The sequence below is a fragment of the Gemmiger formicilis genome, from assembly GCF_024462815.1.
In the GTDB taxonomy this organism is placed as follows: Bacteria; Bacillota; Clostridia; order Oscillospirales; family Ruminococcaceae; genus Gemmiger.
In genome coordinates, this window is the sequence record NZ_JANGCG010000005.1 from 43,061 (window position 1) to 64,061 (window position 21,001).

Genomic DNA, 21,001 nt, shown 5'->3' on the forward strand with positions numbered 1-21,001 from the left:
AATTCTGATTATACCAGCACATCTTTAATCAGCAGGCTCAGCCCGCCAGTTGCGGAGTGGATGAACTCCACGGCGTCATCGCTGCTGCAAAGCTCTGCGGGAATTTTGATTTCAATGCCGGATTCGGTCTTGAAGCTGCGGCTTTCCAGCTTTTTGATGCGGGCCGGGGTCACGGTCACGCGGTCGGTCTCCTGCACGCCGGTCTCGGCCAACGCTTCCTCAAATTTCGGCGCAGCTAGGGGGAAATTCTCCCGGATGCGCTGGCGCACATCCTCCACGGCAATCTGGTTGTCCACGGCCTGATTGCGCACCAGCAGTTCCACGGCGGTCTCGGTGCCGCCGTCAAATGGGGGCACATCGTCCAGCGCCTCCGGCTCGGGGTAGGCCTCCTTCACAGCGGCCACGGCGGTCTCGCAGACGGCCTTCAGCTTGGCCTTTTCCTGCAGGGCCTCGGTGCAGCCGAACACCCGGGTGGACAGATAAAAGTCCTTCTTGTCGTCCAGCGTGAACTTCTTCTCGATAAGGCGCACGGTGCCGTTGGCACGGTCGATGAGGGCTGCTTCGTCCGCCTTGGGGGTGCCGGGCAGCAGGGTGCGCTGGGGCACCATGCTGCTGAACCGGCCGTTGCCCAGCAACTCGGTGTGGTGGGTGTAGCCGGGGCGGTAGTTGAGCTTGAGTACGCCGTAGAACGGCACGCCGTCCGCGATGAAGTCCACCACGGCCAGATCGCCCGCCGGGATGGACTGATACTGAATCATCTGCTCAAAGATAACGCCCGCAATGCGGCGGGACAGGTCGATGAAATCGTTGTTCTGCGCCATCTCCTGCGCAAAGGCGGAGTCGGGCAGGAACCGGCAGTTCTTGACCTCATCACTGGCAAAGGCACGCTCCAGCGTGGCGGTGTAGTATTCGTACAGGTCGGCGTCCATATCCATGGCGCGGTCAGACAGCACCGGCTCGGACGCGCCGGGGTCGAGCAGATGCAGCACAACCTGATTGATTTTGACTTCCATAGAATTACTCCTGACAGATAGTTGTAGAGGCGTGGCGGGATAGTGGCAGCCCATCCCCGGATGCACTGTAGGGGCCGCATATATGCGGCCCGCAAGTCTGCGGCATATGCCGTAAACCCGCAGCCGGTGCAACGCCTGCCCCACTTTTTATGACGGCAATTTTATAAGTATACCACAATTTGCCATGTTTGGGTAGGGCCTGCACCGGGCAGAATAGACAAGAGGTGATAAAATTGAACAAAAAAGACAAGAATGTGCTGCTCAGCCGCACAGTGCCCAGCCGCCAGAAACAGGTGCAGGAATATCTGGAGGGCCGCAGCCCCGGCACAATGCAGCGCTATGCCCCCGATGCCCATGCCGATGCACAGGAGGGCTGGGTGGAAACCGACCAGACCGTGCAGGAGCTTGTACACTGGCGGCAGGAGGCCACTACCTGACAGGTTTACTCCCCTGCCGTCAGCTTGCTGTTTGCCTTGCTGGTGAAGCGCTCCTTGTCCACGATGTAGCGCTCATGGGTGGCGGAGGCAACCTCGGTCACATCGTCATAGACGCGGGCGGTAAAGCGCAGACGCCGGTCCTCCACGGCGGTCAGCGTGCAGTCGCACTGCACAACCATACCCACTGGGGTGGGCGCGGTGTGGGCCAGCGTCAGCGCCGTGCCGACGGTGCTCTGGTCCAGCTCCAGCTCAGCGGCAATGGACTGCCAGCAGGTTTTTTCAATCAGCGCAGCCACGGCGGGGGTGGCCAGCACAGGCAGCTCTCCGCTGCCGAGAGCGTTGGCGGTGTTTTCGGTGGTGACACGCAGTGCGGCGTGCCCGTGGATGCCGGGGGTTAGCATAGACATTTCTCCTACTCTGGCGTTTTGGACTTTATTTATATAATAGCACATCCGCGGGAAAGTGAGAAGGGTATACAGAAAAGAAAGCACTGTGCAGAAATACTTTTCTATTTCTACTTTTTTTGCCGCTTTTCTATTTTTTATTCATCCTACTCTTGCACTTTCGTTACAATTCCGCTATACTGTAAGGGATAAACAAGGAGGCTGTAGTGTTTAAGCAAAAACAGACAGTCTCCCTTTTTTTCGGCCATTATAGAGGAGGATATATTTATGGCAGAGAAAATCGACTACTCGAAGGGCATCTATGATGCCAAACAGCTGGGCACGCCCAAGATGCTGATTCTGGGTGCACAGCATATGTTCGCCATGTTTGGCGCAACCGTGCTGGTGCCTCTGCTGACCGGCCTGAGCGTCAGCACCACGCTGCTGTGCGCCGGTCTGGGCACGCTGCTGTTCCACTTTTTGTGCAAGGGCAAGGTTCCTGCATTCCTGGGCTCCAGCTTTGCCTACCTGGGCGGCTTTACCATCGTGACCAACGGCGGCGCCAACCCGGAGAATCTGCCCTACGCCTGCGCGGCTGTGGCGCTTTCCGGTCTGGTCTACGTGGTGTTCAGCGCGCTGATCTCCGCGTTCGGCATCCGTAAAATGATGCGCTTCTTCCCGCCGGTCGTTACCGGCCCCATTATTATTGCCATCGGCCTGATCCTGGCCCCGAGCGCCATCTCCAACTGCCAGTCCAACTGGCTGCTGGCCTTTGTGGCACTGGCAACCGTTATCATCTGCAACATCTGGGGCAAGGGCATGGTTAAGATTCTGCCCATCCTCATCGGTGTGCTGGTTGCCTACGCGGTTGCTCTGCTGACCGGCGCCATCGACTTCCAGGCCATCGGCGAGGCAGCCTGGTTCGGCATCCCCCTCCACAAGGACTCTATGGGTCTGTTCGCCATGGACGGCAGCGAGACCTTTATCAGCGCGGTGTTCACCATCGTGCCCATTGCGCTGGCGACCATGATGGAGCACATCGGCGATATTGCCGCCATCAGCGCCACCACCGGCAAAAACTACATCCGCGACCCGGGCCTGAACAAGACCCTGCTGGGCGACGGCCTTGCCACCGCGATGGCCGGCCTGCTGGGCGGCCCCGCCAACACCACCTACGGCGAGAACACCGGCGTTCTGGCCCTGACCAAGATCTACGACCCGCTGGTCATTCGCATTGCGGCAGTCTTTGCCATGATCCTGAGCTTCTGCCCCAAGTTTGAGGCCATCATCAACACGATTCCCGCCGGTATCGTGGGCGGCATCAGCTTTGTGCTGTACGGTATGATTTCCGCCATCGGCGTGCGCAACGTTGTGGAGAATAAGGTGGACTTCACCAACTCCCGCAACCTGATTATCGCCGCCGTCATTCTGGTCTGCGCACTGGGCTTCAACTCGGTGGGCGGCGTCACCTTTGCCGTGTTCGGCGTGAATATCAACCTGTCCGGTCTGGCCATTGCCGCCATCGCCGGCATCCTGCTGAACGCCATCCTGCCTGGCAACGATTACGAGTTTGACGAGGGCAGCAACGAGCCCGAGGCCGCCAGCCTGCGCGTATAAGAGTTAAGGAAGGAACCGCTGCAATGACTGCATCCGATTTTACAAAGCTGCATCTGCAATACAAGGCAGAGCAGGCAGAGGGCGAGGTTCCGGCCGTCATTGAGCACGACTTCCCGGGCGGGCGAATGGTGGACCACTACTTCGTCACCCCCTCCCCCGCCTTCTGGGCGGATGAGGGCGTCAAAAGTCTGGACGGCGTTTCCGGCATCCTGTTCCTGCAGCAGCCAGACGGTGTGCCGTGGAAGATTCTGGTCCATGAGCCGAGCATGATTCGCGAGGTTGTCTTTGACTTCCCCGAGGAGGAAATGCACAAAATGCTGGCCGACAGCGGCGTAATCCTGCCCGGCGAGCCCGGCTTTACCCCCATCACCGATTAACCCCTCCCCCAGCTGTGGATTTCCCGCAGCCGGGGGATTTTTTGTTGCTGAGTTCTCAGCAAACTCTCTTTACCGGGTAACCCCGCCGGGGCGTTGAGGACGCCGCCCCCTACAGCTCGTCCAATCCATTTTGTTTTCGCCCCGCGGGGCGAAAACTCCACCAAATTTATTATTTATTATCTATTATTTGCCCAAGAACCTGCATCCCGGGGCTACTTTTTTGTATTCCCCTATTGACAATACTTACTATATGCTGTATCATATGAACAAACGAACATATGAAAGGATGATGACGATGGCTGAGGCCGAAAAAACGCCCGAGAGCGCACAGCTGGACGAGGAAGCCCTGCGCCGCTTGCAGGACGATTTGCCCAATGATGAGGTGCTCTATGACCTTGCTGAGCTCTTTCGTGTTTTTGGCGATTCAACGCGCATCAAGATTTTGTATGCCCTGTTTGAGAGCGAGCTCTGTGTTAACGATATTGCGCAGGTTGTGGGTATATCCCAAAGCGCAGTCAGCCATCAGCTGCGGCTGCTGAAATCCAGCAAGCTCGTCAAGTTCCGCCGCGAGGGCAAAGCGATGTTCTACTCACTGGACGATGACCATGTCCGCAGTATGATTGCGCTGGGCATGGAGCACACCGAGGAGTAACCGCACTTCCAACCAAGCTGCCTATAAAATTTACAGATAAAAAAGGAGAACCCCGCCATGCAGAAGAAATTTAAAATTGAAGTGGATTGCGCCAACTGCGCCGCTAAAATTGAGACCGCCGTCAAGGCTCTGCCCGGCGTCAAAAACGCCAGCGTCAGCTTTATGGCCCAGAAAATGCTGCTGGAGGCCGATGACGACAAGTTTGACGCCGTGCTGAAGGACGCCATCAAGGCCGCCAAGAAGGTCGAGCCCGATTTCGAGATTGAGCTGTAAGCACAGGTAAAACGCCCAAGCGGCCCATCCCGGCGATGGGCTGTTTTTATACCCAAAATGGAGGTTATATCCATGACAAAGAAACAAAAAAAGACGCTGAAGCGCATTATCATTGCGGCGGCGCTTATGGTGGTGTTGGCACTGCTGTTCCACTTTGTGCCGCTGCCGTGGTTTGTGCAGCTGGTGCTGTGGCTTGTGCCCTATCTGGTCATTGGCCATGACGTGCTGCGCAAGGCGCTTATGGGCATCAAGAGCCGCGAAATCTTTGACGAAAACTTCCTGATGGCGGTTGCCACGGTGGGCGCTATGGCCTGCGGCGAGTACACCGAGGGCGTGGCCGTTATGCTGTTCTACCAGATTGGCGAGCTGTTCCAGTCCTACGCGGTCGGCAAAAGCCGCGCCAGCATTTCGGCGCTGATGGACATCCGCCCCGACAGCGCCAATCTGGAGGCCGAGGACGGCACCGTGACGGTGGTTGACCCCGATGATGTAGCCATCGGCTCGACGATTGTGGTCAAGCCCGGCGAGAAAATCCCGCTGGACGGCGTGGTGCTCTCCGGTGAATCCACGCTGAATACCGCTGCCCTGACCGGCGAGAGCCGCCCGCGCACCGTGCGCCCCGGCGATGAGGTCATCAGCGGCTGCGTGAACGCCGACAGCGTGCTGCGCGTAAAAACCACTACGCTGTACGGTCAGTCTACGGTGGCAAAAATCCTCGATCTGGTGGAAAATTCCAGCTTGAAGAAGTCTCCCATCGAGAACTTTATCACCAAATTTGCCCGCTACTACACCCCCGCCGTCTGCATCGGCGCGCTGGTGCTGGCCATTGTGCCACCGCTGTTCCTGGGCGGCTGGCTCGACTGGATTATGCGCGCACTGACCTTCCTGGTTATCAGCTGCCCCTGCGCGCTGGTCATCTCGATTCCCCTCACCTTCTTCGGCGGCATCGGCGGCGCGTCCAAGTGCGGTATCCTCGTCAAGGGCGGAAACTATCTGGAGGCCCTCTCCAAGACCGGTGTTGCCGTGTTTGACAAGACCGGCACCCTGACGAAGGGCGTTTTCAAGGTCACCAAAGCTGTCCCGGCGGACGGCGTGACCGAGACCGAGCTGCTGGAAAGCGCCGCCCTGGCGGAGAGCTTCTCCAGCCATCCCATCAGCAAGAGCCTGCGCGAGGCCTGCCCTGGGCTGGACGCCCGCCGCGCCTCGGATGCGCAGGAAATCGCCGGTCACGGCGTCAAGACGCTGGTGGACGGTCATACCGTGCTGGCCGGCAACGCCCGCCTGATGGAGAGCGAGGGCGTGGCCTACACTGCCGCCGAGGGCGCGGGCACCATCGTCTATGTAGCCCGTGAGGGACAGTTCCTCGGCTCTATCCTGATTTCCGATGAGGAGAAGCCCACCGCAAAGGCCGCCATGCAGGGCCTGCAGGCGCAGGGCGTGCGCACCGTTATGCTGACCGGCGACACCCCCGCCGTGGCCGAAGCCGTGGCGAAGGACCTTGGCATTGACGAGGTTCACGCCGGACTGCTGCCCGCGGACAAGGTGGACTGGGTCGAGAAGCTGCTGGCCCAGAAGCCGGAGAAAAAGCAGTTGGCCTTTGTGGGCGATGGCATCAACGATGCGCCGGTGCTGATGCGTGCCGATATCGGCATTGCGATGGGTGCGCTGGGCTCTGACGCCGCCATTGAGGCCGCCGACATTGTGCTGATGGACGATGACCCGGCAAAAATTAGCCTTGCCATGCGGATTTCCGGCAAGTGTATGCGCATTGCCTACCAGAACATCGTCTTTGCGCTGGCCGTCAAGGCGCTCTGCCTGATTCTGACGGCGCTGGGCATCACGAATATGTGGTGGGGCGTCTTTGCCGACGTCGGCGTTATGATTCTGGCCGTCCTGAACGCCACCCGGATGCTGAGCGTGAAGGAATACCAGTAAACAAGGCATAATAAAGGGCGTGTGCGGAACCTGCCGTACACGCCCGATTTTTGTTTCTGCCGGGATGTCTATCCGATAGCGGTTGTTCGCCGGAAACGCGGAGGGGGCAAGACCCCTCCCTACAAGAGCCCCAAAGCCTTCCCCTCCGGGGAAGGTGGCCCCGCAGGGCCGGAAGGGGTCAGCCCGCATGTGCGTTTACAGCAGGCTCTCCGGGTCGAGATAAGCCCCATTCCTGCTACATTCAAGGTGCAGGTGGCTTTCCCCGCTGGCCTCGGCGGGGATGCTGCCCGAGGTGCCCAGAGTGTCGGCGGTGGTTACATCATCCCCAATCTTGACGGTGGCCGCACGCAGGCCGCAGTAGCGCCAGATAACGCCGTCGGCGTCCATAATTTCCACCACGTTGCCCCACAGCGCGTCCTCACTCACCGCGACAATCCGCCCTGCCTTGGCGGGATGCACACTCTCCCCTGCCGGGGCGGCGTAGTCTGCACCGTTGTGGGTGCGCCAGTCGCCCAGTGTGGCGCTGTAGATAAGCTCGTCGCCGCTGTACCCGGTCAGCGGCTTGGCGTCCCAGATGCCGGGCTTTGTCGCCTGCTGCGGCGGGGCAGTCTGCGCCGCGGCGGGTGTGGGGGCGTCGGTGGCCGCAGGCTTCTCGGTGGCGGCGGGGGTCTGGGTCGGCTTGGGCACGTCCTGTGCAGGCTTGTCAATGGCGGCATCCGGCTGGGTCCACGTGGTATCGTTCTGCAGGGCCTCTTTGCGGATGCGCGTCAGGTCGGCCACGTTGTTCACTATGGTGCGCAGCGCCAGAATCCCCGCCGCGGTGGCGGCAAACACCATGGCCAGACAGAACAGATACAGCCCCTTTTCCTTGAAAAACTGCTTGATATGGTTCATGCTTCCCATCCTTTTCTTATGAAAATATTGTGTATACCGCTAGTTTGGGCACGTGTGGGCACTTTATACACAACAAATGAAATACAAATTGTATAATACAAAAGAATAATACAGACTGTTGCAAGCTGGCTGCAAAAATTTTCGTTGCATTTCCGCGCAAAAGCGTGTATTATATGTTATTGGATTATTATAGAGGAGTGTGCCCCGATGTAACGCCAACGCATCTCTTATCTACTTATTCTGTTATGGCAGCACCGCACAATTCCCGCCTGACGGCTTAAGCACCGCTGCCGCGGCTGCGAAGCACAATCTGCGTTGCAAAAATGCTCGATAATACATCCAGTATTATCTGCGCTTTTTGCTTAGCAGCTTGTACTTCTCGCTCGCTGCATCGGCACTTAGAATTATGCGGCGTTGCCTTATCAAAAACAAGGGAGTTATCATGGCATCATTGCGCGAAGAAATTGAATCCCGGCGCACATTTGCGATTATCTCGCACCCGGACGCCGGTAAGACAACACTGACCGAAAAGCTCCTGCTGTACGGTGGGGCCATCCAGACGGCTGGCTCCGTCAAAGGCAAGCAGAGCGCTAAGCACGCGGTCTCGGACTGGATGGACATTGAAAAGCAGCGCGGTATTTCCGTCACGTCCTCCGTCCTGCAGTTCAACTATCAAGGCAAGTGCATCAACATTCTGGATACCCCCGGCCACCAGGACTTCAGTGAGGATACCTACCGCACCCTGATGGCGGCGGACTCTGCCGTCATGGTCATTGACGCCGCCAAGGGCGTTGAGGCCCAGACCATCAAGCTGTTCAAGGTCTGCACCCTGCGTCATATCCCTATCTTCACCTTCATCAACAAGATGGACCGCGAGGCCCGCGACCCCTTTGAGCTGATGGAGAACATTGAGGAGATTCTCGGTATCAAGACCTACCCGATGAACTGGCCCATCAGCTGCGGCAAGGATTTCAAGGGTGTGTATGACCGCAACGCCAAGCGCGTGCTGGCCTTCGAGAGTGACGGCCGTGCCAACGGCGTCAAGAAGGTCGAGGAGGTCGAGGCTGAGCTGGGTGATGCCCGGCTGGATGACCTGATTGGTGCCGCCAACCACGCCAAGCTGGCCGAGGACATTGAGCTGCTGGACGGCGCGGCGGAGGAATTTGACTTGGACGCCGTGCAGCATGGCGAGCTGAGCCCGGTGTTCTTCGGCTCGGCGCTGACCAACTTTGGCGTGGAGCCATTCCTAAAGGAGTTTCTGCGCCTGACCCCCACCCCCCTGCCCCGCAAGGACGCCCAGAGCGGTGAGCTGGTGGAGCCATGCAGTGACCAATTCAGCGGTTTCATCTTCAAGATTCAGGCCAATATGAACAAGAATCACCGCGACCGCATTGCGTTCCTGCGCATCTGCTCCGGCAAGTTTGAGCGCGGTATGGAGGCCTTCCACGTGCAGGAGGGCAAGAATATCAAGCTCGCCACCGGCACCAGCCTGATGGCCGACGACCGCGCCATTGTCAGCGAGGCCTATGCGGGCGATATTATCGGCCTGTTTGACCCGGGTGTGTTCTCCATCGGCGATACCCTCTGCACCGGCAAGAAGCACGTGCAGTTTGCGGGCATCCCCACCTTTGCGCCGGAGCATTTTGCCCGCGTGACCCAGGTGGACACGATGAAACGCAAGCAGTTCGTCAAGGGTATGGAGCAGATTGCCCAGGAGGGTGCAATCCAGATTTTCCGCGACCTTGGCTCCGGCATGGAGGAGGTCATTGTCGGCGTGGTCGGCGTGCTGCAGCTGGAAGTGCTGGAGTACCGCCTGAAAAACGAGTACAATGTGGACATCCGTATGCAGTCCCTGCCGTATGAGCATCTGCGCTGGATTCAGAATGACCCGGATGAGCTGGACATCAAGCACCTTGACCTGACCAGCGACACCCGCGCCATTGAGGATATGAAGGGCAACCCGCTGCTGCTGTTCGGCAGCCCGTGGAGCATCAACTGGGCCGAGCAGCATAACGAGACGCTCAAGCTCTCCGAGTTCGGCAACCTGACGTTCTGAGGGAGGCTTGCAACGTGTTAGCGCAGCTGAAAAAGCACATGACGCCCCATGAACTGTGGGAGGCCGTCAAGTTTTTCTTCCTGCTAAATCTGGGCCTTGTGGCCACGGCCGTAGGCATCGCCGTCTTTAAAACGCCGAACCACTTTGCATTCGGCGGTACATCGGGCCTGTCCATCGTGCTGTCCACCCTTTTCCCGCGGTGGAATGTCGGCGCGTTTATGTGGTTCATCAACGCGGCGCTGGTGGTGCTGGGATTCATCTTTCTGGGCATCCGGTCGATGGGCTGGACGATTTACTCGTCCTTCGCCCTCTCGTTCTATGTCAGCCTGTGTGAACGCATCTGTCCGCTTACCAAGCCGCTTACCGACGATGTCTTTCTGGAACTCTGCTATGCGGTTATCCTATCCGCTGTGGGTGCGGCCATTGTGTTCAACATCGGTGCCTCCACCGGTGGAACCGACATTGTGGCGATGATTCTGAACAAGTACACCAGTATGCCGGTCGGCCGTGCGCTGATGGTCAGTGATTTGGGCATTGTGCTGGTGGGTGCCTACCTGTACGGCCCCGCCACAGGGCTGTACTGTATTCTGGGTATGATTCTGAAAAGCACCGTGGCCGATGGCGCGATTGAGAGCATCAATATGCGCAAGGTCTGCACGGTGGTCACCTCCAACCCGACGCCGGTGCGTGATTTTATCGTGAACGAGCTGCACCGCTCCGCCACGATTGAGAGGGCCGAGGGCGCTTACACCCACGATGACAAGTGGGTGCTGACCACGGTTCTGACCCGCGGTCAGGCCCAGCGGCTGCGCCTGTATGTGCGCGGTATGGATGACCACGCCTTCATCACGATTGTCAACAGCAGCGAGATTGTGGGCAAGGGCTTCCGTTCCATTTAAAAAGCAGCTGGTTATACACCCGCTTTCTGTGTTCAGGCACGGTGAGCGGGTGTTTTTATATTTTGTCATATAGTTGTAATCACAGACAAAATATGATATACTTTTAAATATGTATAGAAAGCATACTGCATAATTATAGTAAACGAGGGGAATCCCTTTTTATGAGATATTCAAAACAACTGACCTATCGGGAACATATGTTCCTGCGAGCCCACCTGAACCGGGTGCGGCATATCACACTGGATCCGGATGGGCCGGGCGTGGTGCGCATCCATCTGGTGCCCTGCCACAAGCCCGACCGTGAAACGCCCTTTACCGCGATTCTGAACGGGCAGGACATTCTGCCGCTGAACGTTAGCTGGGCCATCCTGCTGACGAACCTGATTGAGGCGCTGAAGCCCTACACCGGCAAGGAAATCAAGCCGGAGGAGTGGTCGGCGATTCACGCACAGGCTGTGGCGGCTACCCGCAAGGTCTACCGCAAGACCGAGTACGCCCAGATTGAGAGCGATTTGCAGATTATGCTGGACTGCTTGTGCACGATTGCCCGGGGCGGCCAGCCGCCGCTGTCCATTCAGCCGCTGAGCCTGGCCGAGTACGCGCCCCGTATGGTTGCGCCCCACCGCATGGATCTGATGGTCAGCTCGATGGTCAAGGACGGCGCGTGGCACTGCAATCAGAAATGCCTGCACTGCTACGCCGCCAACCAGCCGCTTTCCGCCGTGCCGGAGCTGGACACCGACCAGTGGCTGGCGGTGATTGAAAAGTGCCGCAATGCGGGGATTCCCCAGCTGACCTTTACCGGCGGCGAGCCGACGCTGCGCCACGATCTGGTCAAGCTGGTGCAGGCCGCACAGTGGTTTGTGACCCGCCTGAACACCAACGGCCGAATGCTGACCAGTATGATGTGCAAGGATTTGCACGCCGCCAGTCTGGACGCGGTGCAGATTACCTTCTACTCCGCGGACGCCGACATTCACAATGAGCTGGTGGGCGTGGACGGCTACAACGATACGTTGAACGGCATTAAGAACGCCGTGGCGGCGGGGCTGAACGTCAGCCTGAACACGCCGCTGTGCAGCCTGAACCGGGACTACCTGTCCGCGGTGAAGCTGGCACATGAGCTGGGGATCCGCTACCTGACCTGCAGCGGGCTTATCCCGGCGGGCAATGCCGAGACTGCCGCCAGCCGCGCCGTGCGGCTGACCCCCGCTGAGCTGGAGCAGACGCTGCGCCCTGCGATGGAGTACGCCGCCGCCAACGGGCTGGAAATCAACTTTACCAGCCCCGGCTGGCTGAGTGAGGAAACGTTGTTGGCGCTGGGCTTTACCCAGATACCCAGCTGCGGCGCGTGCCTGTCCAATATGGCGATTGCGCCTGACGGCACGGTGCTGCCCTGCCAGAGCTGGCTGACCGGCAAGGGGCTGGGCAGTATGCTGCGCACGCCGTGGCAGCGCATCTGGCACAGCGAGGAATGCCGCGCTATCCGCGAGGAGAGCGCAAAGATGACCCGCCGCTGCCAGCTGGGCGATACCCCCATGCAGGAGGGCTGCTGATGAAAACAAATATTCTGCGCCGGTTGGCGCTTTTGTGTGCCGTTCTGGCGTGCAGTGCCCTGCTGGCCCTGCCTGCCGCGGCCGCACAGGTGGATGCCCCCTACGCCGAAAGCGGCGATATGGACTACATCCGCAGCTACATTGTAACGGTGGACCCGCGGGAGGACGGCTCGGCCGATATCACCTACGACATTGACTGGCAGGTGATTGACGGCGATAAGACCGACTACCTGAGCTGGGTCAAGATTGGTTTGGCCAATGCCAGCGTGGACGAGCTGACCCCGCTGACCGACACGATTGCAGATTTGCAGTATTCCAATGAGGGCGGCAGCTATGCCAAGGTTGTGTTTGCGCAGCGCTATTACTCCCCCGAGGTGGCCGCGGAAAATGGCGGCGAGAGCAGCGTGCACTTTGCCTTCAGCGTGCACCAAAGCCATCTGTTCACAAAGAATGACGATGGTACGGCTAACTTTGCCTTTATGCCCGGCTGGTTTGACGATCTGAGCATTGAGAATATGCAGGTGCGCTGGCGCGGCTATGACGGCTTTGTGGCCGACAATACCGGCACGGACGGCGACTACCTGACGTGGGATTTCGGCGCCATGAAGCACGGCCAGCAGGCAATCGTCCATGTGACGGTTCCCGTGACGAACGCCGCCGCTTTTGCCCCCGATGCCGCCATGACCACCGATGACTACGACAGCGGCATGACCACCGATGAGATCATCGGGGTGCTGGCAACAGTAATCATCATTCTGCTGGCGGTGGCCATTATCATCATTGCGGTGGCAGCCCAGTCCCCTGACTGGGGCGGCGGCTTCGGCAGTGACATCGACCCCGATGACTGGTTCTGGTACACCAACGGCGTGCACACCATCCGCCGCGCCCGCACGGCACCCCCGCCAGCGGGTTATCACCGCACAGACCCGCCCGCTAATTTCCGTGCGGGCGGCGGCAAGACACGCGGCGGCGGTACGGGACGCAACCATAGCAATCATTCCGGCTGTGCCAGCAGCTGTGCGTGCGCCTGTGCGTCCAGCTGTGCGTGTGCCTGCGCCTGTGCAGGCGGTGGGCGTGCCGGCTGCAGTGTGAAGGATTTTTATACCGTTAAGCTCCCGAAGAAAGAGGAACTGCCATGAGTCTGGAAAATCAATACGATGCGTGGGTACGCGGCCTGATGGGAGGCGGCAAATACGCCGCCACCCCAAAGCAGGCGGAAGATGCCAGCGAGGCCGTACAGCAGATGCAGGCCCAGCTGGACGCCCTGACCGCCGCCCAGAAGCGACAGAGCGCCGCGGGCGCGGTGCTGGACAGCGTGCAGCGGGCCGGAACCGCCACCGCCGAGAATGTGCGCAAGATGAGCAGCGAACTGACGAAATCCCTACGGCAGGACGGCCTTTTGGGCGGCACGGTGGCCGCGCCCTCTCCTGCCCCGGCTGCGCCCGCCAAGGCGGACTTTGCCGGTGTGGCGGATACCATCAAGGCACAGGTGCTGGGGCAGGATGCCTTTGTCTCGGCGCTGGTCAAGGCGTTCCGCCGCCCCTTTGTGCTGGGCACGGCGCAGGATGCCGGGCACGCCCGCAGCGTGATGCTGCTCTGCGGGCCCAACGGCACCGGCCGCCACTACGCGCTGAGCTGTGTGGTCGAGGAGCTGGCAGCCCGGAACATTCTGCACAGCGCGGCGGTCGAAACGCTGGATTTGTCCCTCTACCCCGGCCCCGCGCAGGAAAAGCTATTTCTGCAGGATCTTTACGCGGCGTTGCAGTCGGATGCTGAGGTGCTGGCCTTTGAGCACTACGAGGGCTGCGCCGCCAACTACCTGAATATGCTGGCCGCGCTGGCCATGGACGGCACACTGGCACTTTCCAGCCGGTACGTGCTGCAGCGCGGGATTCTGGTGGACGTCGGCACGGCGCTGGCCCCTGGTGCCATCGGCGAGTTGCAGGCGGGTGGAAAGTATTTCGTGTTCTACTCCAACAAGGATGAGGCCGCGCTGGCCGACCACTTCGGCGCTAAATTTGTGGACGCCGTGGCGGGCGATATCTGCCGCACCGAGGCTTTCACCCCCGAGGCGCTGGCCGCTGTGGCTGCGCGGGAGCTGAACTATCTGGCGCAGCGCACCCGCAAGCAGTGTGGGCTGGCGCTCTCGATGGGCGTGGACGTGCGCGATTTGCTGGCCGCCCAGTATGGCAGAACCAGCGGTATGCAGGCTATGCGCGACTACTGTGAGACGGTCTACCGCGCCATTGCCGAGTACGTGCTGGACGCGGACGAAACGTCCGCCGACGTCACGCCCGCCGTGCTGACCGCTGCGGACGGCCGCCTGTATATGGCTGTGAACGGCGGGCAGGCCGTTGACCTGCTGGCCCTGCTGCCCCAGCAGTACCGCGGCGATGTGGATGCCGTGGAGGCCGAGCTGGACGGCATCATCGGTCTGGACGAAATCAAGAGCTATGTGCGTGACATCGCCAAAAACGTGCAGGCCCAGCAGCGCCGCAAGGCGCAGGGCCTGAAGGTGGCCGAGGTCAATATGCATATGATTTTCACCGGCAACCCCGGCACCGGCAAGACCACCATTGCCCGGATTCTGGCCAAGTATCTCAAGGCCATCGGGGCGCTGCGCGGCGGCCAGCTGGTGGAGGTGACCCGCGCTGATCTGGTGGGCCGCTATGTGGGCCACACCGCGCCGCTGACAAACTCGGTCATTCAGAGCGCGCTGGGCGGCGTGCTGTTCATTGATGAGGCCTATGCCCTCTACCGCGGCGGCGAGGACAGCTTCGGGCTGGAAGCCATCGACACGCTGGTCAAGGGCATTGAGGACCACCGCGATGACCTTGTGGTCATTCTGGCGGGCTACACGAAGGAAATGCAGCTGTTCCTGAGCGCAAACTCCGGTCTGGCCAGCCGCTTCCCGAACCAGATTGAGTTCCCCGACTATTCCGGCGAGGAGCTGTACAAGATTCTGTGCTCCATTGCAAAGGGCAAGGGCTACACGCTGGACGAGGGCTGCAAGCTGCCGCTGGTGACCTACTTCGACCGCAAGCAGGCCGAGGACGCCGCCACCAACGGCAACGGACGTATGGCCCGCAACACGCTGGAAAAGGCCATTCTGAACCAGTCCAAGCGGCTGGTGGCCGACCCGGACGCCAGCCTTGAGCTGCTGCTTCCCGGCGATTTTGAGCTGGATTGAACAAGACAAAATAACGGACACCTGACAAAAGTCGGGTGTCCGTTTTATGTTGATGGAAAGGGTGTTTGCGGTTCACTTGCAGGGGGGCGGCGTCCCCGACGCCCCGGCAGCAATCCGGCAGGATGCAGCTTGCGGGTAAGCACCGCGGGCGGAGCAGAGCCCCGCCCCTACAGCACGGTACATTTGGGCCGCACGTAGGGCGGGGTGACCCCACCCCGCCGAAGGGTGACGCGCCCGCTAAATACTGCTTATCCGCTTACCGCGCCGTATAATCCGAATCCAGCTCGGCGAGGATGCGCTCGCTGCTCTCGCGGGTGTCGGTCATACGGACGGCGTTGCGCAGCGGCAGGACCGAGCGCGGCGTGACAGAAAGCTCGTCCACGCCAAAGGCGAGGAAAGTCTCGGTCAGGGTCAGGTCGGCGCCAAGCTCACCGCAGATGCCTACCCAGATGCCGTTCTTGTGGGCGTTCTCGGTCACGTGCTGAATCAGGCGCAGCACAGCCGGGTGGTGCGGGTCATAGAAACGGCCCAGGTCGTTGTTCTGACGGTCGCATGCCAGCGTGTACTGGGTCAGATCGTTGGTGCCGATGCTGAAGAAGTCGACCTCCTTCGCCAGACGGTCGCTGTTGATGGCGGCGGCGGGCGTCTCAATCATAATGCCAATCTGCACATCGTCACTGTAGGGCACGCCCTCGTGCTTCAGCTCGCGTTTGACCTCCTCGCAGAGCTTCTTTGCCTCGCGAACCTCCCAGACGGAGGTGACCATCGGGAACATAATGCCCAGCTTGCCAAAGGCGGAGGCGCGGAACAGCGCACGCAGCTGCGTCTTGAAAATCTCGGGCCGGGTCAGGCAGATGCGCAGGGCGCGCATACCCATGGCGGGGTTGTCCTCCTTGGGCAGATTGAAATAGCCAATCTGCTTGTCCGCGCCGATATCCAGCGTGCGGATGATGACCTCCTTGCCCTCCATATCGGACAGAACCTGCTTGTAGGCGGTAAACTGCTCGTCCTCGGTGGGATAATCGCTCGTGTTTAGGTAGAGGAACTCCGAACGGAACAGGCCGATGCCGCCGCCGTCATTCACCTGCACAGCGTGGACGTCCTCCGGGGAGCCGATGTTGCAGTAGATACGGATGGTCTTGCCGTCCTTCGTGACGTTCTCCTGCCCTTTCAGGGTCTCCAGCAGACGCTGAAGGCGCAGCTGCTCGTCACGCTTTTTCAGCAGGCGGTCGCGGGTGTCATCATCGGGGTCAATGACCAGCGCACCGGTGCTGCCGTCCGCAATGGCGGAACGGCCTTCCAGCTCGGGGCGCAGGGCATCGCCCATGCCGACAATGGCGGGGATGCCCAGCGTGCGGGCCAGAATGGCCGTGTGGCTGGAGCCGGAGCCGCCAGCCGTGATGAAGCCCAGCACCTTGGTCTTGTCCAGCTGAATCGTCTCGGACGGAGCCAAATCATCGGCGCAGAGCAGAACCGGCACATCGGAGGCAATACCGCCCTGTACAATACCGCACAGGATGCTGATGATGCGCTGGCTGACGTCCTTGACGTCGGCAGCGCGGGCCTGCATATAGGCGTCATCCATCGAGGCGAACATATCGGCAAACTGCTCTGCCGTGTCGGAGACAGCGGCCTCCGCGTTCATCTTCTGGTTGAGGATGCGGTCCTCGATGGCCTCCTCATAGTCGAGGTCCTCCGCCATCATCTGGTGGGTCTCAAACAGCATGGCGGCCTCGTCACCGGCCTCCTTGCGGGCCTGCTCGGCCAGAACACCCAGCTGCTCCACCGCGCCGGTCTGCGCACCCTTGAAGCGGTGCCACTCGGCGTCGGTATCCTCTACGGTATAGCGTTTGATTTCCGCGGTGGCGCGGCGGTAGAAATAAAGCGGGCCAACGCCGACACCGGCAGATACGCCCTTGCCTTGAATCGTAATCATTGGAAACTCTCCCTCTTCATCAAAATAAAAGCCGCGGCCGCCGTGTTGCTGTGGCGGCCGCGGCCGGAAAGGTTGGTCTTACAGATTCTCGTTGAAGAATTTCTCCATAGCGGGGGCAGCGGTCTCCTCATCGGTGCCCTCAATCTTGACGGTGACAGTGTCGCCGCACTTGATGCCCATGCCCATCAGTGCCATCAGGCGGGTGGCGTCAACGGATTTGCCGTTCTTGTCGACGATAGTGACGGTGCTCTCATGGGCCTTGGCCTCCTTGGCCAGCATACCGGCCGGACGTGCGTGGATGCCAACAGGCTCTTTGATGGTATACGTGAATTCTTTCATAGCTTTTTCCTCCCATAAATGCGGCGCGGTAGGGCGCGGCGCAATTCATTAAGCTGTTATTATAATAACATACTGGGCCGTATACGTCAACGGAAAAAGGGCCGAAAACGAGCTGAAAATTTGGTGAAAATGATTAAAAACTTATGTGCAGAATGTTCGTTCTGTCCATGCCGCAGGCGAAAATGTCATTATCTGAGGAATTCGCGCAGAACATCCTCGGGCCGCGGGGTGTGTAGCGGGTAGCGTGCACGCAGGGGTGCGGCGGCGCTGTCCATGATATAGGGCGTGCCTACAGCGTCCAGCATGGTTATGTCATTGTAATTGTCACCAAAGGCCATGACCTCGGCCGGGGCAATGCCCAGCACGCGGCAGAGAGATTGCACACCGATGCCCTTGTTGGCTGAGGTGGTGTCAATCCAGTAGGGGCCCGCCACGGCGCAGTTGGCCTGCTGCCAGCGGGGCACAAAGCGGTCTGTGTACTTCTCCACGCCCTCATGCAGATAGACCGACACCTTGACGATGTCCTCCGGAATCTCGCTGGGGTCGGAAATGACCTTGTAGCGGTTGCCGATGAATTTGATGCGGTTCAGCATACCAAGGCCGCGCTCCATCAGGTAGGCGCAGTTCTGGCCGGAGAGCATAACCTCGCCCTGCCCGTCGCTGCGGTCCCACAAATCGTGGGCAATCTCCTCGGCAAGGGCGCGGGGCATCGGGTTTTCCGCGATGCACTGCTCCTCTTTAAACAACACGCCGCCATTCTCGCACAGAAAAACACAGCAGTCGGCCACCGGCTCAAACAGCAGGCGCAGGCTGGTGTACTGCCGCCCGGACGCCGGGCAGAACAGGATGCCGCGGTTATGCAGGGCGCGAATCTGGTCAAAGATTTCGCCCTCCAGCTTCTGGCGGCCATATTGCAGCAGAGTACCGTCAATATCGCTGCAAATCATCTTAATTGCCATAGTATAAACTCCTTTGCTATTACGCTGCTATTGTACCATATCCGGCAGGGTGTTTGCAATTCCGCTTTGATTTTGTATAATAGAAGCAACGCAAAAGGAGTGTGAGCTGTATGGCGTATATCAGGATTGGAACCCATTCCCCGGCTGATTTCGGTGCGGCCTTTGTGGCCGAAAATGCCACGCTGGCGGGCAGTGTGCTGCTGAAAAAGGATTGCAGCGTCTGGTATGGCGCGGTGCTGCGGGCCGATACCGGGCACATTGTCATTGGGGAGGGCTCCAACGTGCAGGACAATGCGGTGCTGCACACCGGCCCGGGGCTGGATGTGATGGTGGGCCGCGGGGTGTCCATCGGGCACGGTGCCATTGTGCACGGTTGCACGGTGGGCGACCGCTGCCTGATTGGGATGCACGCCACGATTCTGAACGGTGCGGTCATCGGGGACGGCTGCCTGATTGCCGCCGGTGCGCTGGTGCCGGAAAACGCGGTGATTCCGGCGGGAAGCCTTGTGATGGGTGTGCCGGGCCGCGTGGTTAAGCCTGTCACCGCCGCCCAGACCGCCGCCATTGCCGAGAACGAGCAGGAATACCGGGAGCTGGCGCACCTGCACGCGGCGGCAAGGTAAACCCCTTACGGTACGATTGTAGGGCGGGGTGACCTCACCCCGCCGCAACCGCCCGGCAGTATGCTGCTCCCCGGTTTATTTGTAGGGCGGCGTCCCCGACGCCCCACACCCCTACAAAACAAAAACGTGCTGCCCTCCATCACGGAAGGCAGCACGTTTTTTATGGGCTTATTTCAGCACCGCGCCAAGGTTGGCACTGGTGACAAGGCGGGCATAGCGGGCCAGCCAGCCGGTCTTGATGTTCGGCTCGGGCTGGACGTAAGCGGCCTTGCGGGCGGCCAGCTCGTCCTCGCTGACGGCCAGATGGATGGACGCATTCGGGATGTCAATCTCGATGGTGTCGCCTTCCTTGACAAGGCCGATGGGGCCGCCGGAGGCTGCCTCGGGGCTGACGTGGCCGATGGCCGCGCCGCGGGACGCGCCGGAGAAGCGGCCGTCAGTGATGAGCGCCACGGTGGTGTCCAGTTTCATGCCCGCCAGCGCGCTGGTGGGGTTCAGCATCTCACGCATACCGGGGCCGCCCTTGGGGCCCTCATAGCGGATGACCACCACATCACCGGGGTGAATCTCACCGGCGTAGATGGCCGCAATGGCGGTGTCCTCGCTGTCAAAGACGCGGGCGGGGCCGCTGTGCACCTGCATTTCGGGTGCCACGGCGCTGCGCTTGACCACACAGCCGTCCGGCGCAATGTTGCCCCACAGAATCTGCAGGCCGCCGGTTTGACTGTACGGGTTTTCGATGGAGCGAATCGCCTTCTCGTTGAGGATCTTCGCGCCCTGGATGTTCTCCCCCAGCGTCTTGCCGGTGACGGTGGGCACGTCCAAATCCAGCAGGCCCTTTTTGGCCAGCTCGGCCTGCACGGCGGGGATGCCGCCAGCCTCATACAAATCGGGCATATGGGTCGGGCCTGCGGGGGCAAGGTGGCAGAGGTTCGGCGTTCTGGCGCTGATTTCGTTGAACAGCTTCAAATCAATCGGGCAGCCTGCCTCCTGCGCAATGGCCAGCAGATGCAGCACCGTGTTGGTGGAGCAGCCCAGCGCCATATCACAGGTCAGGGCGTTGCGGATGGAGCGCTCGTTGATAATCTGGCGGGCGGTCACACCGCGGTTGACCAAATCCATAATGGCCATACCGGCGTGCTTGGCCAGCTGCAGGCGCTTGGCGTAGACGGCGGGAATCGTGCCGTTGCCGGGCAGTGCAATGCCGATGGCCTCGCACAGGCAGTTCATGCTGTTGGCGGTGTACATACCGGAGCAGGAGCCGCAGCCGGGGCAGCAGTTGCAGGTGCAGTCCTCGAGCTGGGCATCGTCAATCATACCGGCCTTGTAGGCGCCCACGGCCTCGAACATCTTGGACAGACTGACCTCCTCGCCGCCGTAGCGGCCGGCCAGCATCGGCCCGCCGGAGCAGACCACGGCGGGCACGTCCATACGGACGGCGGCCATGACCATGCCGGGTACGATTTTATCACAGTTAGGCACCAGCACCAGACCATCCAGCTGGTGGGCCATAAACATCGTCTCCACGCTGTCGCAAATCAGCTCGCGGCTGGCGAGGGAATATTTCATACCCACGTGGCCCATAGCGATGCCGTCGCAGACACCGATGGCGGGGATGAGGATGGGGGTGCCGCCCGCCATGCGCACACCGGCCTTGACGGCATCGGCAATCTTGTCCAGATGGGCGTGGCCGGGGACAATTTCGCTGTAGGCGGAAACAACGCCAATCAGCGGGCGGTCAAGCTCCTCCGGCGTGTAGCCCAGCGCATAGAACAGGCTTCGGTTGGGTGCCCGTTCCGGGCCTTTTTTGACGTTATCGCTGTTCATAATGAATTTCTCCGTTTTATTGTGGGGCACTTGTA

The 21,001-nt window shown here is 60.2% G+C and carries 19 protein-coding genes; 12 read left to right on the plus strand and 7 right to left on the minus strand.

Annotated elements, in window-relative coordinates; all coding sequences use genetic code 11:
• Positions 1–8: 8 nt before the first annotated feature.
• A complete protein-coding gene (locus NE623_RS05995) occupies positions 9–1,013 on the minus strand; it encodes a nucleoid-associated protein (protein ID WP_256271955.1) in 1,005 nt (334 codons plus the stop codon).
• Positions 1,014–1,246: 233 nt separating this feature from the next.
• Here NE623_RS05995 and NE623_RS06000 point away from each other — a divergent pair, with 233 nt between their 5' ends.
• Positions 1,247–1,450: a hypothetical protein gene (locus NE623_RS06000; protein WP_256271954.1), complete on the plus strand. Its 204-nt coding sequence runs from the start codon at positions 1,247–1,249 to the stop codon at positions 1,448–1,450.
• 5 nt (positions 1,451–1,455) lie between these two features.
• On the opposite strand, the gene NE623_RS06005 is transcribed toward NE623_RS06000, so the two are convergent.
• The gene (locus tag NE623_RS06005; protein ID WP_256271953.1) at positions 1,456–1,857 is read right to left on the minus strand and encodes a thioesterase family protein; all 402 of its coding nucleotides are present in this window, start codon (positions 1,855–1,857) and stop codon (positions 1,456–1,458) included.
• 264 nt (positions 1,858–2,121) lie between these two features.
• Between NE623_RS06005 and NE623_RS06010 the strand changes: the two genes are divergently transcribed.
• The 5 genes from NE623_RS06010 to NE623_RS06030 all read left to right on the plus strand — a co-directional run bounded on the left by NE623_RS06010 (position 2,122) and on the right by NE623_RS06030 (position 6,687).
• A complete protein-coding gene (locus NE623_RS06010; RefSeq protein ID WP_256271952.1) occupies positions 2,122–3,450 on the plus strand; it encodes a uracil-xanthine permease family protein in 1,329 nt (442 codons plus the stop codon).
• 23 nt (positions 3,451–3,473) lie between these two features.
• Positions 3,474–3,827 (plus strand): hypothetical protein, encoded by a 354-nt coding sequence (locus tag NE623_RS06015; protein WP_256271951.1) that lies wholly within the window; start codon positions 3,474–3,476, stop codon positions 3,825–3,827.
• A 295-nt stretch (positions 3,828–4,122) separates the two neighbouring features.
• Entirely contained in the window at positions 4,123–4,479 is a 357-nt protein-coding gene (locus tag NE623_RS06020) for an ArsR/SmtB family transcription factor (protein ID WP_256271950.1), read from the plus strand.
• Positions 4,480–4,536: 57 nt separating this feature from the next.
• Positions 4,537–4,752 carry a cation transporter gene (locus NE623_RS06025; RefSeq protein ID WP_256271949.1) on the plus strand — a complete coding sequence of 72 codons (216 nt, stop codon included), beginning with the start codon at positions 4,537–4,539 and terminating at the stop codon, positions 4,750–4,752.
• A 72-nt stretch (positions 4,753–4,824) separates the two neighbouring features.
• Entirely contained in the window at positions 4,825–6,687 is a 1,863-nt protein-coding gene (locus NE623_RS06030; protein WP_256271948.1) for a heavy metal translocating P-type ATPase, read from the plus strand.
• 195 nt (positions 6,688–6,882) lie between these two features.
• On the opposite strand, the gene NE623_RS06035 is transcribed toward NE623_RS06030, so the two are convergent.
• The gene (locus NE623_RS06035) at positions 6,883–7,581 is read right to left on the minus strand and encodes a M23 family metallopeptidase (RefSeq protein ID WP_256271947.1); all 699 of its coding nucleotides are present in this window, start codon (positions 7,579–7,581) and stop codon (positions 6,883–6,885) included.
• A gap of 442 nt (positions 7,582–8,023) precedes the next feature.
• On the opposite strand from NE623_RS06035, the gene NE623_RS06040 reads away from it, so the two are divergent.
• From NE623_RS06040 to NE623_RS06060, 5 genes are all read left to right on the plus strand, one after another.
• Positions 8,024–9,637, plus strand: a complete 1,614-nt coding sequence (locus NE623_RS06040; protein WP_256271946.1) for a peptide chain release factor 3 — start codon at positions 8,024–8,026, stop codon at positions 9,635–9,637.
• Positions 9,638–9,651: 14 nt separating this feature from the next.
• Positions 9,652–10,536, plus strand: a complete 885-nt coding sequence (locus NE623_RS06045; protein WP_370866697.1) for a YitT family protein — start codon at positions 9,652–9,654, stop codon at positions 10,534–10,536.
• Between the two features lie 161 nt (positions 10,537–10,697).
• A complete protein-coding gene (locus tag NE623_RS06050; protein ID WP_256271945.1) occupies positions 10,698–12,092 on the plus strand; it encodes a radical SAM protein in 1,395 nt (464 codons plus the stop codon).
• Entirely contained in the window at positions 12,092–13,231 is a 1,140-nt protein-coding gene (locus tag NE623_RS06055) for a hypothetical protein (RefSeq protein ID WP_256271944.1), read from the plus strand. Before NE623_RS06050 ends, NE623_RS06055 begins: the two co-directional genes overlap by 1 nt.
• Complete coding sequence (locus tag NE623_RS06060) at positions 13,228–15,282, plus strand: AAA family ATPase (protein WP_256271943.1); 2,055 nt, start codon at positions 13,228–13,230, stop codon at positions 15,280–15,282. Before NE623_RS06055 ends, NE623_RS06060 begins: the two co-directional genes overlap by 4 nt.
• 256 nt (positions 15,283–15,538) lie before the next feature.
• Here NE623_RS06060 and ptsP read toward each other — a convergent pair whose 3' ends face one another.
• The 3 genes from ptsP to NE623_RS06075 all read right to left on the minus strand — a co-directional run bounded on the left by ptsP (position 15,539) and on the right by NE623_RS06075 (position 18,516).
• The gene (ptsP, locus tag NE623_RS06065) at positions 15,539–17,218 is read right to left on the minus strand and encodes a phosphoenolpyruvate--protein phosphotransferase (protein ID WP_256271942.1); all 1,680 of its coding nucleotides are present in this window, start codon (positions 17,216–17,218) and stop codon (positions 15,539–15,541) included.
• Between the two features lie 78 nt (positions 17,219–17,296).
• Entirely contained in the window at positions 17,297–17,557 is a 261-nt protein-coding gene (locus tag NE623_RS06070) for an HPr family phosphocarrier protein (protein WP_256271941.1), read from the minus strand.
• Positions 17,558–17,745: 188 nt separating this feature from the next.
• Positions 17,746–18,516 carry an HAD hydrolase family protein gene (locus tag NE623_RS06075; protein ID WP_256271940.1) on the minus strand — a complete coding sequence of 257 codons (771 nt, stop codon included), beginning with the start codon at positions 18,514–18,516 and terminating at the stop codon, positions 17,746–17,748.
• A 110-nt stretch (positions 18,517–18,626) separates the two neighbouring features.
• Between NE623_RS06075 and NE623_RS06080 the strand changes: the two genes are divergently transcribed.
• The gene (locus NE623_RS06080; RefSeq protein WP_256271939.1) at positions 18,627–19,139 is read left to right on the plus strand and encodes a gamma carbonic anhydrase family protein; all 513 of its coding nucleotides are present in this window, start codon (positions 18,627–18,629) and stop codon (positions 19,137–19,139) included.
• 168 nt (positions 19,140–19,307) lie between these two features.
• Here NE623_RS06080 and ilvD read toward each other — a convergent pair whose 3' ends face one another.
• Positions 19,308–20,966: a dihydroxy-acid dehydratase gene (ilvD, locus tag NE623_RS06085; RefSeq protein WP_256271938.1), complete on the minus strand. Its 1,659-nt coding sequence runs from the start codon at positions 20,964–20,966 to the stop codon at positions 19,308–19,310.
• Between the last annotated feature and the right edge of the window lie 35 nt (positions 20,967–21,001).